Annotated in this window: 15 protein-coding genes; 8 read left to right on the forward strand and 7 right to left on the reverse strand. The window is 67.6% G+C overall.

The features are described 5' to 3' along the window. Positions 1–5: 5 nt before the first annotated feature. Both dnaJ and hrcA read right to left on the reverse strand, forming a co-directional pair. Positions 6–1157, reverse strand: coding sequence for a molecular chaperone DnaJ (dnaJ, locus tag AC0B44_RS14480; protein ID WP_471903541.1), 1152 nt, complete (start codon positions 1155–1157; stop codon positions 6–8). Between the two features lie 59 nt (positions 1158–1216). Then, positions 1217–2257, reverse strand: a complete 1041-nt coding sequence (gene hrcA, locus AC0B44_RS14485) for a heat-inducible transcriptional repressor HrcA (protein ID WP_471903542.1) — start codon at positions 2255–2257, stop codon at positions 1217–1219. 163 nt (positions 2258–2420) lie between these two features. Between hrcA and AC0B44_RS14490 the strand changes: the two genes are divergently transcribed. Continuing rightward, entirely contained in the window at positions 2421–2894 is a 474-nt protein-coding gene (locus AC0B44_RS14490; RefSeq protein ID WP_471903543.1) for a type II toxin-antitoxin system VapB family antitoxin, read from the forward strand. A gap of 20 nt (positions 2895–2914) precedes the next feature. Here the strand turns inward: AC0B44_RS14490 and hemW are convergent, their stop codons facing one another. After that, positions 2915–4177, reverse strand: a complete 1263-nt coding sequence (gene hemW, locus AC0B44_RS14495; RefSeq protein WP_471903544.1) for a radical SAM family heme chaperone HemW — start codon at positions 4175–4177, stop codon at positions 2915–2917. A 352-nt stretch (positions 4178–4529) separates the two neighbouring features. Between hemW and AC0B44_RS14500 the strand changes: the two genes are divergently transcribed. From AC0B44_RS14500 to AC0B44_RS14530, 7 genes are all read left to right on the forward strand, one after another. After that, on the forward strand, positions 4530–6260 hold the full coding sequence (locus tag AC0B44_RS14500; protein WP_471903545.1) for a nitrite/sulfite reductase: 1731 nt from the start codon (positions 4530–4532) through the stop codon (positions 6258–6260). A 29-nt stretch (positions 6261–6289) separates the two neighbouring features. Continuing rightward, entirely contained in the window at positions 6290–7018 is a 729-nt protein-coding gene (locus AC0B44_RS14505; protein WP_471903635.1) for a phosphoadenylyl-sulfate reductase, read from the forward strand. Then, positions 7015–7959, forward strand: a complete 945-nt coding sequence (gene cysD, locus AC0B44_RS14510; RefSeq protein ID WP_471903546.1) for a sulfate adenylyltransferase subunit CysD — start codon at positions 7015–7017, stop codon at positions 7957–7959. Before AC0B44_RS14505 ends, cysD begins: the two co-directional genes overlap by 4 nt. 2 nt (positions 7960–7961) lie before the next feature. Further along, on the forward strand, positions 7962–9296 hold the full coding sequence (locus AC0B44_RS14515) for a sulfate adenylyltransferase subunit 1 (RefSeq protein WP_471903547.1): 1335 nt from the start codon (positions 7962–7964) through the stop codon (positions 9294–9296). After that, on the forward strand, positions 9293–10033 hold the full coding sequence (locus AC0B44_RS14520; protein ID WP_471903548.1) for a sirohydrochlorin chelatase: 741 nt from the start codon (positions 9293–9295) through the stop codon (positions 10031–10033). Before AC0B44_RS14515 ends, AC0B44_RS14520 begins: the two co-directional genes overlap by 4 nt. A 154-nt stretch (positions 10034–10187) precedes the next feature. Beyond that, positions 10188–11078, forward strand: a complete 891-nt coding sequence (ppk2, locus tag AC0B44_RS14525; RefSeq protein ID WP_471903549.1) for a polyphosphate kinase 2 — start codon at positions 10188–10190, stop codon at positions 11076–11078. Positions 11079–11162: 84 nt separating this feature from the next. Then, complete coding sequence (locus AC0B44_RS14530; RefSeq protein ID WP_471903550.1) at positions 11163–12065, forward strand: universal stress protein; 903 nt, start codon at positions 11163–11165, stop codon at positions 12063–12065. On the opposite strand, the gene AC0B44_RS14535 is transcribed toward AC0B44_RS14530, so the two are convergent. Genes AC0B44_RS14535 through AC0B44_RS14550 form a run of 4 tightly spaced genes read right to left on the reverse strand, consistent with a single transcriptional unit; the run spans position 12058 to position 15781 of the window. After that, positions 12058–13065, reverse strand: coding sequence for a sulfate/molybdate ABC transporter ATP-binding protein (locus AC0B44_RS14535; RefSeq protein WP_471903551.1), 1008 nt, complete (start codon positions 13063–13065; stop codon positions 12058–12060). The genes AC0B44_RS14530 and AC0B44_RS14535 overlap by 8 nt on opposite strands. Next, entirely contained in the window at positions 13062–13871 is an 810-nt protein-coding gene (gene cysW, locus AC0B44_RS14540) for a sulfate ABC transporter permease subunit CysW (RefSeq protein WP_471903552.1), read from the reverse strand. The genes AC0B44_RS14535 and cysW overlap by 4 nt, the downstream gene beginning before the upstream one ends. Further along, positions 13868–14737 (reverse strand): sulfate ABC transporter permease subunit CysT, encoded by an 870-nt coding sequence (cysT, locus tag AC0B44_RS14545; RefSeq protein ID WP_471903636.1) that lies wholly within the window; start codon positions 14735–14737, stop codon positions 13868–13870. The genes cysW and cysT overlap by 4 nt, the downstream gene beginning before the upstream one ends. Positions 14738–14752: 15 nt before the next feature. After that, complete coding sequence (locus AC0B44_RS14550; RefSeq protein WP_471903553.1) at positions 14753–15781, reverse strand: sulfate ABC transporter substrate-binding protein; 1029 nt, start codon at positions 15779–15781, stop codon at positions 14753–14755. Positions 15782–15921: the final 140 nt, after the last annotated feature.

A 15921-nucleotide genomic window follows, 5' to 3' on the forward strand; every position in this document is an offset into this window, starting at 1 on the left:
GGCGACTAGCGGGCGAACGCGTCGCGCAGACGGGAGAACAACCCGCCGGAATGCTGCGAACCGTTGGTCACCACTTCGGCGCGGTCGCGCTCGCTCTGCCGACGCAGTTCCTCGAGGAGTTTGGTCTGCTTGCCGTCGAGCTTGGACGGAACGACGACCTCGAGGTGCGCATGCAGATCACCGCGCGTGCCGGACCGCAGTTTCGGCATGCCGTGCCCGCGCAGGACCGTGACGGAGCCCGGCTGCGTTCCCGGGTCGACCGAGATCTCGGTGGGGCCGTCCAGGATGGTGTCGAGCGTCACCGAGGTGCCGAGCGCCGCGTCGACCATCGGCACGCGAACGGTGCAGTGCAGATCGTCGCCGTCACGCACGAACACCTCGTGCTGCTGTTCGATCACCTCGACGTACAGGTCGCCCGCCGGACCGCCACCGGGTCCCACTTCGCCCTGCGCTGCGAGCCGGATACGCATGCCGTTGCCGACACCCGCCGGCACCTTGACCGTGATTTCGCGGCGCGCACGAACGCGGCCGTCGCCCCCGCACTTGCGGCACGGGTCGGGAATGGTCTCGCCCGCTCCACGGCAGGTCGGGCACGGTCGCGAGGTCATGACCTGACCGAGGAAGGACCGCTGCACCGACTGGACCTCGCCGGCGCCGCCACACGTCTCGCAACGGACGGGCTTGGAGTCGCCGTGGGTGCCGGAACCGGTGCACTCGTCGCACAGGATGGCGGTGTCGACGGTGACGCTCTTCGTGACACCGCGCGCGCACTCGTCGAGGGTCAGGCGGGTGCGCAGCAAGGAGTCGGCACCGGGCTGAACCCGGCCGCGGGGACCGCGGCTGCCGCCGGCGCCGCCACCGAAGAACGCCTCGAACACGTCGCCCAGGCCACCACCGAAGCCCGCACCGCCGAAGCCGCCTCCGCCGCCGCCCCCACCGGTGGCGAGGGGGTCGCCGCCGAGGTCCACGATCCGGCGCTTCTCCGGGTCCGACAGCACTTCGTACGCCGCCGAGATCTCCTGGAACCGCACCTGTGCGGATTCGTCGGGGTTCACGTCGGGGTGATGTTCCCGCGCCAACTTGCGGTACGCCCGTTTGATCTCCTGGTCGGTCGCGTCCTTGGACACGCCGAGCGTCCCGTAGTAATCCCGTGCCACGTTGAGTTCTCGTCCTTACTTCTCTACACAGATGAACAATGTCCGGCGTCGAACCCTGCTCAGCGTTCGCCGAGTACTTCGCCGATATATCTCGCGACGGTCGCGACCGACGCGATGGTTCCCGGATAATCCATCCGGGTGGGTCCGAGCACACCGAGTCCGCCGAACACCGTGCCCGCCGCACCGTATCCGGTGGACACGACCGAAGTGCTCCGCATCTCCTCGACCTGCGTTTCCTCCCCGATCCGGACGGTCACCCGTCCGGCGTCCTGGCTGGCGGCCAGCAACTTGAGCACCACGACCTGCTCCTCGAGAGCTTCGAGGACGGTACGCAGTGAGCCCGGGACGCCGTGGCCTTCGAAGTCTGCGGCGTTGCGGGTGAGGTTGACGGTGCCGCCCAGCACGAGACGTTCCTCGGGATGCTCGACGAGCGTCTCGACCAGGATGGTGGCGCACCGGATCACCGCGTCGCGCAGGTCCTCGGGCGCGTCGTCGGCCAGTTCGGTCACCGCGACCGACGCGGCGGCGAGACGTTTGCCTGCCAGGGCGTTACCGAGCAGATCGCGCAGTCGCGCGAGATCCTCGTCGCTGATGACGTCCCCGAGTTCCACGATGCGCTGATCCACCCGACCCGAATCGGTGATCAGAACGAGCAGCAACCGGGCGGGTGTGAGTGCGACGACCTCGAGGTGGCGCACCGACGAGGCGGACAGAGTGGGGTACTGCACGATCGCGACCTGGCGGGTCAGTTGCGCCAGCAGGCGCACTCCGCGCCGCAGCACGTCGTCGAGGTCGACTCCGGACTCGAGGAACTGCAGGATCGCGCGTCGCTCCGCCGCGGAGAGCGGCTTGACCTCTGCGATGCGGTCGACGAACTGGCGGTATCCCTTGTCGGTCGGGACCCGGCCCGAACTCGTGTGCGTCTGGGTGATGTACCCCTCCGCCTCCAATACCGCCATGTCGTTGCGCACCGTCGCGCTGGACACGCCGAGATTGTGGCGGTCGACAAGTGTCTTCGAGCCGATGGGCTCCTTGGTGGACACGTAATCCGCCACGATCGCGCGCAAGACCTGAAATCGTCGTTCCTCGGTGCTCGACAACCCGCCCACCTCCGTTTCCGCATGTGCGTACTACAACTCCCGTACCGGACCAGTCTAATCGTGTCCGAAATGTGCTGGAGCGTGCCACACCGGCCGGACTGTCGCCCGGATCACAGTGCCCACCGCCGTGAAGAGTGTTCGCGGTCACCCGTACTGTGTGCGCATGATTTTCAAGGGCGTCCGGGACGGAAAGCCGTACCCCGATCACGGTTTGTCGCTGCGCGACTGGTCCAGAATCCCGCCGCGGCAGGTGCGTCTCGACGAAATCGTCACGACGACGAAGGTTCTCGAACTCGACCGGCTGCTGTCCGAGGACTCCACCTTCTACGGCGACCTGTTCCCTCACGCGGTGCAGTGGCAGGGCGTGCTCTACCTCGAGGACGGACTGCACCGCGCGGTCCGCTCGGCGCTGCGCAACCGCCCGGTCCTGCATGCCCGCGTCTTCGACTACGACCTGCTCGCACCGGCACCGGAGGGGTCGGCCGAACCACCCGCGTCGAGTGAGCTTCCGCCTTCGGCCGAGCTGCCCACCTCGGTCGAGCTTCCCGTCTCGGCTGAGCTTCCCGTCTCGGAGTTGTTCCCGCTGCCCGACACCTCGCCGGGCCGGCACCGGAGCGACGACAACGTCCCCGGCTGACACCTGGCGGTGCGCCGCGATCAGCCGTCGGCGCCGAGCAGGATCGTCCGGACCACGCCGTCGGCGAGAAGCCGCCCGCGGTCGGTGAGGATCAGGTGTTCGCCGGAGATCTCGGCGAGGCCGTCGGCCACCACCGAGCGGGCGGCTGCGCGTTCCCCGGCGTCGAGGACATCGAGCGGCAACCCGGTCCGCAATCGGACCGTGAGCATCACGACTTCGGTGTGGATGTCCTCCGGGGTCAGGAGTTCGCTTCCTCCGACGGGCAACCGTCCTTCGGCAAGGACACCCGCGTACCGCGCCGGATGCTTGACGTTCCACCACCGCGTTCCGCCGACATGGCTGTGCGCGCCGGGCCCCGCTCCCCACCAGTCGCCGCCGTCCCAGTACCCGAGGTTGTGGGCGCAGCGTGCCGAAGGATCTTCCGTGGCAGCCCAATTCGACACCTCGTACCAGGTCATTCCCGCGTCCCGGAGACGCGCGTCGATCCGCTCGTACCGCGCGGCGAGCACGTCGTCGTCGGGCGCGGGGAGTTCACCGCGTCGCACGCGCCGCGCCAGTGCGGTGCCGTCTTCGACGATGAGCGCATACGCGGAGACGTGGTCGACGCCCGCCTCGAGCACCGCATCGAGAGACGCCTCGAGGTCGGAGTCCCGCTCCCCCGGTGTGCCGTAGATGAGATCCAGGTTCACGTGACCGAACCCTGCGGCGCGGGCCTCACGGGCCGCCGCCACGGGCCGGCCCGGAGTATGGGTCCGGTCGAGTACGGCCAGCACGTGCGACGCCGCCGACTGCATCCCGAGCGACACCCGGGTGTACCCCGCCGCACGGATCCGGTCGAAGAACTCGGGCGAGGTCGACTCCGGATTCGATTCCGTGGTCACCTCCGCGCCCGGAGCGAGGCCGAAGGAGTCCCGGACGGCGCCGAGAACGTCGGCCAGACCGTCTGCGCCGAGAAGCGAGGGCGTGCCGCCCCCGACGAACACCGTCTGCGCGGGCGGTGCGCCCCTGCCCGCGGCGCCGAGCATCTCCGCTCCGGCGGCGAGTTCTCGCCGCAGTCCCTCGAGCCACGAGGCCGGCGACGCGGCGCTGCCGAGTTCCCCGGCCGTGTAGGTGTTGAAGTCGCAGTAGCCGCAGCGCGTCGCACAGAAGGGGACATGGACGTACACCCCGAACGGCCGGGTGCCGACTCCGTCGAGGGCTTGCTCGGACAGCGCGAAGCCGCCCTCGGCATCGGGGACACCGACTTTTCCAGCGGTGCGTTCACCGATTTCCGTCGTACTCACACCACCAGTGTCCCAGACACGCGCGGGCTCGCGACCACGGCCGGGGCGCCTACCTCGACATTTCCCCCGATTTCGGTGGAAATAGCCGCGACGTTTCGGATACGACCCGATGACATGGCACAATTGGCGACATGACCGGACCCGGAGTGCGACTCGTGGCTCGACGCCACGTCGACCTCAAGCGTGTCTGTGCGTCTGTCTGTCTGCCTTGTGCCGCCTGTTTCTGCGCCGACTGTCTGTAGTCGGCACCCCCCGGCAATTCCCAGATCCCGCCGGGTCGAGGCGCGCTTTCCACGAGGTAGAGCCCTCTCTGCGCACTCGCCCGGTCACCGCTAAATCCAGGAGACCCCGCATGACGTCGTCCACCGACGCCACTCCCACCGACGGTTCGGCATCCCCAACCCGGCGTGCGGGGCGGCCAGCCAAGCGTCGCGCCGAAGGCCAGTGGGCTCTCGGCTACCGCGAACCCCTCAACGGCAACGAGCAGACCAAGAAGGACGACAACCCTCTCAACGTCCGCCGCCGGATCGAAGAGATCTACGCGCACCAGGGCTTCGACAGCATCGACAAGTCCGACCTGCGCGGACGATTCCGCTGGTGGGGCCTCTACACACAGCGCGAGCAGGGCTACGACGGGACGTACACCGGCGACGAGAACATCGATCTGCTCGAGGCGAAGTACTTCATGATGCGGGTGCGCTGCGACGGAGGCGCCCTCACCGCCGAACAACTGCGCACCATCGGAGAACTGTCCACCGAGTTCGCCCGCGACACCGCCGACCTGTCCGACCGGGAAAACGTCCAGTACCACTGGATCGAGGTCGAGAACGTCCCCGAGATCTGGCGTCGCCTCGAGGCAGTCGGACTGCAGACCACCGAGGCGTGCGGTGACTGCCCCCGCGTCGTGCTCGGATCGCCGCTCGCGGGCGAATCCCTCGACGAAATCATCGACGGCACACCGGCGATCGACGAGATCGTCCGCCGCTACATCGGCGACCCGAAGTACTCGAACCTGCCGCGCAAGTTCAAAACCGCGATCTCCGGTCAGCAGGACGTCGTGCACGAGATCAACGACGTCGCGTTCGTCGGCGTCGAGCATCCCGAGCACGGACCCGGATTCGACCTGTGGGTGGGCGGCGGACTGTCCACCAATCCGATGCTCGCGCAGCGTGTCGGCGCCTGGATTCCGCTCGACGAGGTGCCGGACGTGTGGGAAGCCGTCGTCTCCGTCTTCCGCGACTACGGCTACCGCCGGTTGCGGTCGAAGGCCCGCCTGAAGTTCCTGATCAAGGACTGGGGCATCGAGAAGTTCCGTGAGGTGCTCGAACAGGAATACCTGAAGCGTCCGCTCGTCGACGGCCCCGCGCCGGAGAAGCCGGCCCGGCCGATCGACCACATCGGCGTGCAGAAGACCCGCAACGGGCTCAACGCGGTCGGGTTCTCCCCGATCGCGGGCCGGGTGTCGGGCACCGTCCTGACCAAGGTCGCGGACGCCGCCGCGCGCATCGGTTCCGACCGCATCCGGTTCACTCCGTACCAGAAACTGGTGGTGCTCGACGTCGCCGACGACAAGGTCGAGGAACTGATCGACGAACTCGAGCCCCTCGGTCTGCGTGCGCGGCCGTCGCACTGGCGCCGCAATCTGCTGGCCTGCAGCGGCATCGAGTTCTGCAAGCTGTCGTTCGTGGAGACGCGCAAGCGTTCCCAGGCCCTCGCGCCCGAACTCGAACAGCGACTTGCCGACATCAACGCCGACATCAACGCCGACATCGACGTGCCCATCACCATCAACATCAACGGTTGCCCGAACTCCTGCGGTCGTTCGCAGATCGCGGACATCGGATTCAAGGGCATGCTCGTCGACGACGGCGACGGGAACCAGGTCGAGGGTTTCCAGGTCCATCTCGGCGGCAGCCTCGGGCTGGATTCCGCCTTCGGCCGGAAGTTGCGGCAGCACAAGGTGACCACCGAGGAGCTCGGCGACTACATCGAGCGCGTCGTACGCAGCTTCATGAAGCACCGCAGTGAGGGCGAACGTTTCGCGCAGTGGGCTGTGCGCGCAGACGAAGCAGATCTGCGATGACCGACAACACCGGAGAGCGGACGGGGCAGATGACAATCGACACCGCGACAGCCGACGAACTGCGCGCACTTGCCGCGCGGGGCGCGGAAGAACTGGAAGGCGCGTCCGCGCAGGAACTCCTGCGGTGGACCGACGAGACGTTCGGGGCTCCCGCCGAGGGAGCGCGAAGCGGGTACATCGTCGCGTCCAACATGCAGGACGGTGTCCTGGTCCACCTGGCGGCGCAGCAACGCCCCGGTGTGGATGTGCTGTTCCTCGACACCGGGTACCACTTCGCCGAAACACTCGGGACCCGCGATGCCGTGGAGCAGGTGTACGGCGTCAACGTCGTGAACGCGCGGGCCGCGGCCACGGTCGCCGAGCAGGATGCGCTGCTCGGAAAGGACCTGTTCGCACGGGATCCCAACGAGTGCTGCCGCTTGCGCAAGGTCGTGCCGCTGACCGAGTCCCTCCGGGGCTACCGCGCGTGGGTCACCGGTATCCGCCGGGTCGAGGCGCCCACCCGGGCGAACGCCCCGCTGATCTCCTTCGACGAGGGCTTCGGCCTCGTGAAGATCAATCCGATCGCCGCGTGGTCCGACGACGACATGCAGAACTACATCGACGAGCACGGAATCCTGGTGAACCCGCTCGTCGACGAGGGCTACCCGTCCATCGGGTGTGCCCCGTGCACGATCAAACCACTTCCCGGTGCCGATCCGCGTAGCGGACGCTGGGCCGGCCGAGCCAAGACCGAATGCGGGTTGCACGCCTCATGACACTCACCGATCCGAATCCCACGACTGCGCGGACCCAGTTGGACGGCACCGCGTTCGACACTCTCGCCGCGCTCGAGTCCGAAGCGATCCACGTCTTCCGGGAGGTGGCCGGCGAATTCGAACGGCCCGTCATCCTGTTCTCCGGCGGCAAGGACTCCACCGTCCTGCTGCACCTGGCGATCAAGGCGTTCTGGCCCGCGCCGCTGCCGTTCGCGCTGCTGCACGTCGACACCGGACACAATCTGCCCGAGGTACTCGCGTTCCGTGACCGCATCGTGGAGAAGTACAACCTGCGCCTGCACGTCGCAAGCGTCGAGGACTACATCGCCGACGGACGCCTCACCGAGCGTCCCGACGGCATCCGCAACCCGCTGCAGACTGTTCCGCTGCTCGACGCGATCACCGAGAACCGCTTCGACGCGGTCTTCGGCGGTGGCCGCCGCGACGAGGAGCGTTCGCGCGCCAAGGAACGGATCTTCTCGCTGCGCAACGCATTCGGCCAGTGGGATCCGAAACGGCAGCGCCCCGAGCTGTGGAACCTCTACAACGGCCGGCACGCGCCGGGCGAGCACGTCCGGGTGTTCCCACTGAGCAACTTCACCGAACTCGACATCTGGCGCTACATCGCCCGCGAGGACATCGAACTCGCGAGCATCTACTACGCCCACCAGCGTCCGGTCTACCGGCGGGACGGCATGTGGATGACGCCCGGAGTGTGGGGTGGCCCCGCCGACGGCGAGACGCTCGAGACCCGGTCGGTGCGGTACCGCACCGTCGGCGACGGCTCGACGACCGGCGCGATCCTGTCCGATGCCGTCACCAACGAGGACATCCTCGACGAAGTGGCCGCCTCGCGACTGACCGAGCGGGGCGCCACCCGTGGTGACGACCGTGTTTCCGAAGCGGCCATGGAAGACCGCAAGCGAGAGGGCTACTTCTGATCATGAGCGACCACCATGAGCAAGGCGCGCACAGGCCGTCCCAGCTGCTGCGCCTCGCCACCGCAGGCAGCGTCGACGACGGTAAATCGACCCTCGTCGGCCGGCTCCTGTACGACACCAAGTCGGTGCTCGCCGATCAGATCGACGCCGTCACACGAGCTTCGGTCGACAAGGGGCTCGACACCCCCGACCTGTCGCTGCTCGTCGACGGCCTGCGCGCCGAACGCGAACAGGGCATCACCATCGACGTCGCCTACCGGTACTTCGCGACCCCGAAGCGCAGCTTCGTCCTCGCCGACACTCCCGGTCACGTCCAGTACACCCGCAACACCGTCTCCGGCGCCTCCACCGCACAGCTGGTGGTGCTGCTCGTCGACGCGCGCAAAGGTGTCATCGCCCAGACCCGCAAGCACGCCGCAGTCCTCGCGCTGCTCGGGGTGCCGAAGCTGGTTCTCGCCGTCAACAAGATCGACCTCGTCGAGGACCCGGCGGAAGTCTTCGCCCGGATCTGCGCGGAGTTCAACGAGCTCACGAGTTCGCTCGGCTGGTCCCCCGGCGACGTCCAGGAGATTCCGGTCTCCGCGCTGCACGGCGACAACATCGCGATCCGCAGTGAGAACACCCCGTATTACGACGGCCCGACGCTGATCGAGCATCTCGAGTCGGTGCCCGTCGACGCCGACGTGCACGGCCGTCACGAAGTGGGTCTGCGTTTCGCCGTCCAGTACGTGATCCGTCCGCGCACCGCGGAGTACCCGGATTACCGCGGCTACGCCGGTCAGGTTTCCGCCGGGTCGGTGCGGCCGGGCGACGAGATCGTCGTGCTCCCGTCGGGCGTGCGGTCCACCGTCGAGCGCATCGACACCGCCGACGGCGAACTCGACGTCGCGCACGCGGGCCGGTCGGTGACACTCGTGCTCACCGACGACATCGACGTCTCCCGGGGCGACCTGCTCGCCTCGCCCGGCGACGCTCCCGAACCGCTCTCCGAATTCGAGGCCACCGTGTGCTGGCTGGCCGAGAAGCCGTTGCGGCCCGGCGCACGCCTGCTCCTCAAGCACGGCACGCGCACCACCCAGGCGATCGTCGGCACGCTCGAAGAACGATTCGACGAGCAGACACTCACCTCGGTCGATCACCCGGAATCCTTGGAGCTCAACGAGATCGCACGTATCTCGCTGCGCGTCGCGGAGCCGGTCGCGGCTGACGACTACAAGGTCAACCGGCGCACCGGCAGCTTCCTGCTGATCGACCCCGCCGGTGGCAACACCCTCGCCGCCGGACTGGTGGGCAACGGTCTCGCGGACATCGAACTCGGAGACCGCGTTCCCGCATGATCCCGCTGATCGCCGTCGCGCACGGCAGCCGCGACCCTCGCTCCGCGCGGGCCGTGGCTGCTGCGCTGGCGGTGCTGCGGACCGAACACCCCGGGTGGGACGTGCGACTCGCGTTCCTCGACCTGAACACCCCTTCGGTCCCGCAGGTGCTCGACGCGGTCGCTGCGGACGGCCACCGTCGCGCGGTGGTCGTACCGTTGCTGCTCGGCAGCGCATTCCACGCGCGTGTCGATCTTCCCGCGATCCTCGCCGACGCGCGCATCCGCAATCCGAGGCTGGATGTCGCGTGTGCCGACATCCTCGGCGACGACCCGCGCCTGGTCGCGGCCGCGCGGGAAAGCATTTCGTCGACCGGTGTCTCGCCGGACGACCCGTCCGTCGGGATCGCCTTCTGCGCGGTCGGTTCCCGCCGCGGCCGGGCGAACGCCGCCACGGCGGATGTGGCAGTCCGCCTCGCCGGCGGCACCGCGTGGTCTGCGCTGCCCTGCTACGCCACGGCGCAGCCGGCCGTCGAGTCGACGCTCCGATCGCTGGCCGCGTCCGGACGCCGCACGCTCGTGCTCACCCCCTGGATGCTCGCGCCGGGGTTGCTGTGGGACCGGGCGTGTGCCGCTGCCGCCGAGACATACCCGGATGTGCGTGTCGCCCCGACCCTCACCACCCATGCCGCGGTCGGGCACGTGATCGCGGAGCGTTACCTCGCAGCGCTGCGCCGCACCACCCTGCGCGCCGCCTGAGTGCCCGCCCCCGGCGCTGTGCCGGCTGCCGCTCGGGGGCGCCGACACACGCACCGGACCTCGTTCGATGTCCTCGCGTTCACTTTTGTCCTATACAGGTAGGTGTTCGACCGGACACGAACAGCCCCGGTCGCGAACCACTCAGGGAGCGCACGTGCAGAACGAGTTACGCCGCTACATCGATCGTCTCCGCACGGAGGGTTTCTCGGTGCGCGACGACCACGGCGAGGACCCCGACCTGATCGACATCCACGGCAAGGCCGTGAACACCTGGCGGAAGAACTACCCGTACGACGAGCGCATGGATCGTGCGACGTACGAGGTCGAGAAGTACCTGCTGCAGATCGAACTGCTCAAGTTCCAGGCGTGGTCGAAGGACCACGGATCGAAGCACATCGTCGTCTTCGAGGGCCGCGACGCCGCCGGCAAGGGCGGCACCATCAAACGCTTCCAGGAGTACATCAACGTCAGGCACGCCCGGGTGGTCGCACTGAACAAGCCCTCCGATCGCGAGCAGGGCCAGTGGTACTTCCAGCGTTACGTCCGGCACTTCCCCACCGCCGGAGAACTCGTGATGTTCGACCGCTCCTGGTACAACCGCGCCGGTGTCGAACGGGTCATGGGCTTCTGCACCGACGAGGAGTACGAAACGTTCGTCACGCAGGTCCCGATGTTCGAGCAGTTGGTCGTCGACGCCGGGATATCGCTGACGAAGTTCTGGTTCTCCGTGACCCGCGAGGAGCAACGCACGCGCTTCGCGATCCGCCAGCTCGACCCCGTGCGGCGCTGGAAATTGTCCGAGATGGACCTCGAATCCCTCGAGCGGTGGGAGGAGTACACCGCCGCGAAGGAAGAGATGTTCCTGCGTACCGACACCGATCTCACCCCGTGGACCACCATCAAGTCCAACGACAAGAAGCGGGCCCGGATCAATGCGATGCGCTTCTTTTTGAACCGGTTCGAATACGACGACAAGGACACTCAGGTCGTCTTCCCCGCCGATCCGAACATCGTGCAGCGCGGCAAGGACGCCGTCGGCGACTGAATCCCCGATCCGTCGCGATCCCACCGATCCGTTGCTCGATCCGTGCGCCCTACCCCAGACTGGAGAAGAAGGGAGCGAGAACCCATGAGCATTGGAACACCGGAAGGTGGAATCGTCGTGGGGATCGACGGCTCCGACAGCGCCATCGACGCGGCCAAATGGGCAGCAGTCGTCGCACGTCGGCTCGGCGAACCGCTCCGGCTCGTCCACGCCCACCCCGGCGGCCCCGACGATGCCGACGAACCCACCCGGGACGTACTCGACGGCGCCGAAGCCGCAGTTCTCGAAACCGCGTCGGCAGTCGACGCGCCCGCACTGCGGGACACCACCGCGGGGAGCGAACTCACGGCCGAGTTGGTCATCGAGAAGACCGCGGTGTCGGGCCGGCCCGCCAACGCACTGTCCGACCTGTCCACGTCGGCGCGGATGATCGTCCTCGGGCACACCACCACCAGCGAACTGCAATCCATGTTCCGCAGGTCCGACGTCGTCTACGTCGCCAATCATGCGGTGTGCCCCGTCGTCGCGTGGCGCAGCGAGCAAGGGTTCCGGCCCCCGGACGGCCGTCCGATCGTGGTCGGAGTCGACGGGACCCAACTGAGTTCCGCGGCGATCGCGGAAGGCTATCGTCTCGCCGCGGCGCTCGAAGCACCGATGCTCGCCGTCCACACGTGGGTGGAACAGTCGACGATCACCTACGGCGAAGACTCCCGCTTCACCGACTGGACGGACTTCGCCGCGTTCCAGGAAGCCGAGATGCTGGAGTCGATGTCCGGCTGGGCTGCGGACTATCCCGACGTGCAGGTCGAGCACCGGGTCGAACGCGGCAAGCCCGACATGGTGCTGCTCGAACATTCCGCCCACGCGCAACTGCTCGTCGTCGGCAGCCACGGTCGCAGTGCGCAGTCGTCCGCGATCCTCGGCTCCACCAGTCAGGGGCTCATCCACCACAGTTTCTGTCCGGTGGCGATCTGCCGCGCTAGGTGACGGGGACCGCGGCCGGCAACTGTGGGGCAGTTGTGGCGCGGGCGTAGACAGTCTCCCCCGGCGCCAGGCCGAGAGCATGCGCGTCGCCGCGCGTGACCTGGGCGGAGAACGACTCCCCGGTCGCCTCGTTCCGCAATTCCACGCGCACCTCGAAGCCGAGATGCACGACGCGTTCGACCGTGGCGCGGGTGATGCCCAGCGTTTCGGCCGTACCCTCGTGCTGCGCCAACGCCAACTCCGGCTGTCGTCCCAGCCGGATGTCGTGGGGTCGTACGAGTTGACCGTTGAGCTTGGAGACGGTGCCGAGGAACGACATCACGAAGGTGTTGGCCGGCCTGTCGTACAACTCCTCCGGGGTACCGACCTGCTCGATGCGGCCCGCGTTCATCACGGCGATCCGGTCGGCGACGTCGAGCGCCTCCTCCTGGTCGTGCGTGACCAGCACCGTCGTGACGTGAACCTCGTCGTGCAGTCGCCGCAACCAGGTGCGGAGGTCGGTACGCACCTTGGCGTCGAGCGCGCCGAACGGTTCGTCGAGCAGCAGCACACGGGGATCCACCGCGAGCGCCCGCGCCAGTGCCATGCGCTGACGCTGACCGCCCGACAGTTGCGCCGGGTACCGGGACTGGAACCCGTCCAGCCCGACGATCTCGAGCAGTTCGTTGACCTTCTTCTCGATTTCCGGCTTCGGCCGCTTCCGGATCTTGAGCCCGAACGCGACGTTCTCCCGCACCGTCATGTGCTTGAAGGCGGCGTAGTGCTGGAAGACGAACCCGATGTCCCGCTTCTGCGGCGTCACGGTCGTCACGTCCTCGCCCGCGATGTGGACGGTGCCGCCGTCGAGCGATTCGAGGCCGGCGATGGAGCGCAACAGGGTCGACTTGCCGGAACCGGACGGTCCGAGCAGCGCGGTGAGCGACCCGGACGGGATCTCGAGGCTCACATCGTCGAGGGCCGCGAAGCTGCCGTAATTCTTGCGTGCCGCGGTGACGGTGATCATTCTTCGGTGCTCCTCTTGCGGTCGAGCAGGGTCATCAACAGCAGAACGATCACCGCGATGGCCATGAGCAGGGTCGCGGCGCTGTATGCGCCGAAAGTGTTGTGGTCGTCGATGTACCGGGCATGGACGAGAAGGGTGAGGGTCTGCGACACACCGGGAAAGCCCGACGAGACCATGATGACGGCACCGAACTCACCGAGCGCGCGCGCAACGGTCAGCACCACGCCGTACGTCAGTCCCCAGCGGATGGCGGGCAACGTGATGCGCCAGAAGGTCTGCCAGGTGTTCGCCCCGAGTGTCGCGGCGGCCTGCTCTTGTTCCTCACCGATCTCGTACAGCACCGGTTCGACCTCGCGGACGACGAACGGCAGCGTCACGAAGATCGTCGCGATCACCATGCCGGGCAATCCGAAGATCACCTTGAAGCCGAGAGATTCGACGGCACCGAACCAGCCGTTGGCCCCCCAGAGCATGATCAGCGCGACACCCACCACGATGGGCGAGACGGCGAAGGGCAGGTCGACGACGGCTTGGAGGAGCCGGCGACCGGGGAACCGCCCCCGGACGAGAGCCAGCGCCACGACGATGCCGAACACCACATTGACCGGTACGACGATCGCGACGATCAGCAGCGAGAGATTCAGAGCCGAGATCGCCGCGGGGGTGCTGATCGACTCGGCGAACGCACCGATCCCGTTCTCGAACGTGCGGTAGAGGATCACGCCGATCGGCACGAGCAACAGGACGAACAGGTACCCGAGCGCGACCGAGCGCAGCGAGATCTTGACGGGAAGCGACACGTTCACCGGTCGTTCTCCTGTCTGCGGAGGCCACGGCTCGCGACCCAGCGGAGCACGAACAGGGCGACGAAAGCGATGAGCAACAGCACTACCGACACGGCCGCGGCGTTGACGGGCCGGTCGATCTCGATCTGCTGCTGGATGTACTGGGACGCGACCTGCGTCTGGTACGGAATGTTGCCGCCGATGAGCACGATGGACCCGTATTCACCGATCGCGCGTGCGAACGCCAGGCCGGTACCGCCGAGAATCGCCGGGGCGAGCACCGGCAGCACCACGGTGCGGAAGATCGTGAGGTTGCTCGCCCCGAGCGACGCGGCGGCCTCCTCCACTTCGCGGTCGACCTCGATGAGCACCGGTTGCACGGCCCGGACCACGAACGGGAGGGTGACGAACGCCAGCGCTATCACGAGGCCGGGTTGCGTGGCGTTGAGTTGCAGCCCGATGGGGCTCTGCGGTCCGTACAGCGACAGCAGCACGATGCTCGCGACGATCGTCGGCAGGGCGAAGGGCAGATCGATCAGGGCGTTGACGACCTTCTTGCCGGGAAACTCGTCGCGGACGAGGACCCAGGCGATGATCGTGCCCATCACCGCGTTGATCGCGGCGACGACGATCGAGACACCGACGGTGACGCGGAGGGTGGCCAGGGCCGCGGGTGCGGTGACCGCATCCCAGAAGCCTCCGAACCCGTCCGACAACGAGTGTGTGGCAAGTGCTGCGAGAGGCAACAGGACGATCAGGCTCAACCAGAGTGTGGCAACGCCGATCCCGAGGGGGCCGACGGTGCCGGTGATCCGTGCCCGGCGAGTGCGACGACGGGCCGCCGGGGCGGGAGCCGATGCTCCCGTCCCGGCGGTCTGCTCCGAAATGCTCAAGAGAATGCTCTACTTCGTTGCGTTGTCGTAGACGATCGCGATGGTGCCGGAGCCGTCTGCGAACAGTTCCTCGTTGACGGTGTCCCAGCCCCCGAGATCGGCGACGGTCCAGAGCTTGGTCGGCTCCGGGAAGTCGGCGGCGAATTCCGCTGCCACGGCAGGATCGACGGGCCGGAAGCCTGCCTCGGCCCACAGCCGCTGGCCTTCCTCGGTGTACAGGAAGTCGTCGAACGCCTGCGCGGTCTCCGCATTCGGCGAATTCTTCAGGACCGCAGCAGGATTCTCGATCTTGAACGTGACCGGCGGGGTGACGTGCTCGACCGGGTCACCGTTGCGTTCGATGAACAGTGCCTCGTTCTCGTAGCTGAGCAGCACGTCGCCGGTCCCCTGGAGGAACGTTTCGGTGGCCTCACGGCCGGACTTCGGCTGCACCTTCACGTGATCGTTGACGAGGGCGGTGACGTAGTCGATGCCCGCCTGCGGATCGGCGCCGCCGTTGCTGGTGGCCGCGTACGGCGCGAGCAGGTTCCACTTCGCGGAGCCGGAACTGAACGGGTTGGGCGTGACCACCTCGACGTCGGGACGCAGCAGATCGTTCCAGTCCCGGATGTTCTTCGGGTTGCCTTCGCGTACCACCATCGTGACGACCGAGCCGAACGGCACACCGCCGTAAGCGTTCTCGTTCCACGACTCGTCGACGAGTCCGGCCTCGACGAGGCGGGTGACGTCCGGTTCGACGGAGAAGTTCACGAAGTCGGCCGCAGCCCCGTCGCGCACCTTCCGCGACTGGTCTCCCGATGCTCCGTAGGACTGCTGGAACGCCACGTCCGTGCCGGCTTCGGTTTCCTGGAAGGCCGGGATGAGCAGGTCGAAACCGACCTTGGGCACTGCGTACGCGTAGAGGTTGACGGTGCCCGCCGAGCCGTCGCCGCCACCGCCGGCACCCGCGGTGTCGCTCGCCCCGCCGCTGCACGCGGTCAGGGCCGTGACGGTCGCGGCTGCCACCGCGGCGACGAGAATTCTGGAACGGTTCTTCATGACACGAGCCTCCTGAGGGGCTTTTCGGTGAGGTGTGAAGAACGGACGACGGCAACGACACCCCGCGCCACGAACCGTGGCGTGCCGGGGTGACGGAATCATCCGTGAGGGATTTGCGAGGACGGGGAGCGCGAACGGCT

Source organism: Rhodococcus sp. NPDC019050 (assembly GCF_055664235.1).

Coding starts and splice junctions, on each gene's coding strand:
- AC0B44_RS14490 (WP_471903543.1), top strand. CDS start 2,421: ATGATTTTCAAGGGCGTCCGGGACGGAAAGCCGTACCCCGATCACGGT.
- AC0B44_RS14500 (WP_471903545.1), top strand. CDS start 4,530: ATGACGTCGTCCACCGACGCCACTCCCACCGACGGTTCGGCATCCCCA.
- AC0B44_RS14505 (WP_471903635.1), top strand. CDS start 6,290: ATGACAATCGACACCGCGACAGCCGACGAACTGCGCGCACTTGCCGCG.
- cysD (WP_471903546.1), top strand. CDS start 7,015: ATGACACTCACCGATCCGAATCCCACGACTGCGCGGACCCAGTTGGAC.
- AC0B44_RS14515 (WP_471903547.1), top strand. CDS start 7,962: ATGAGCGACCACCATGAGCAAGGCGCGCACAGGCCGTCCCAGCTGCTG.
- AC0B44_RS14520 (WP_471903548.1), top strand. CDS start 9,293: ATGATCCCGCTGATCGCCGTCGCGCACGGCAGCCGCGACCCTCGCTCC.
- AC0B44_RS14530 (WP_471903550.1), top strand. CDS start 11,163: ATGAGCATTGGAACACCGGAAGGTGGAATCGTCGTGGGGATCGACGGC.
- AC0B44_RS14535 (WP_471903551.1), bottom strand. CDS start 13,065: ATGATCACCGTCACCGCGGCACGCAAGAATTACGGCAGCTTCGCGGCC.
- AC0B44_RS14550 (WP_471903553.1), bottom strand. CDS start 15,781: ATGAAGAACCGTTCCAGAATTCTCGTCGCCGCGGTGGCAGCCGCGACC.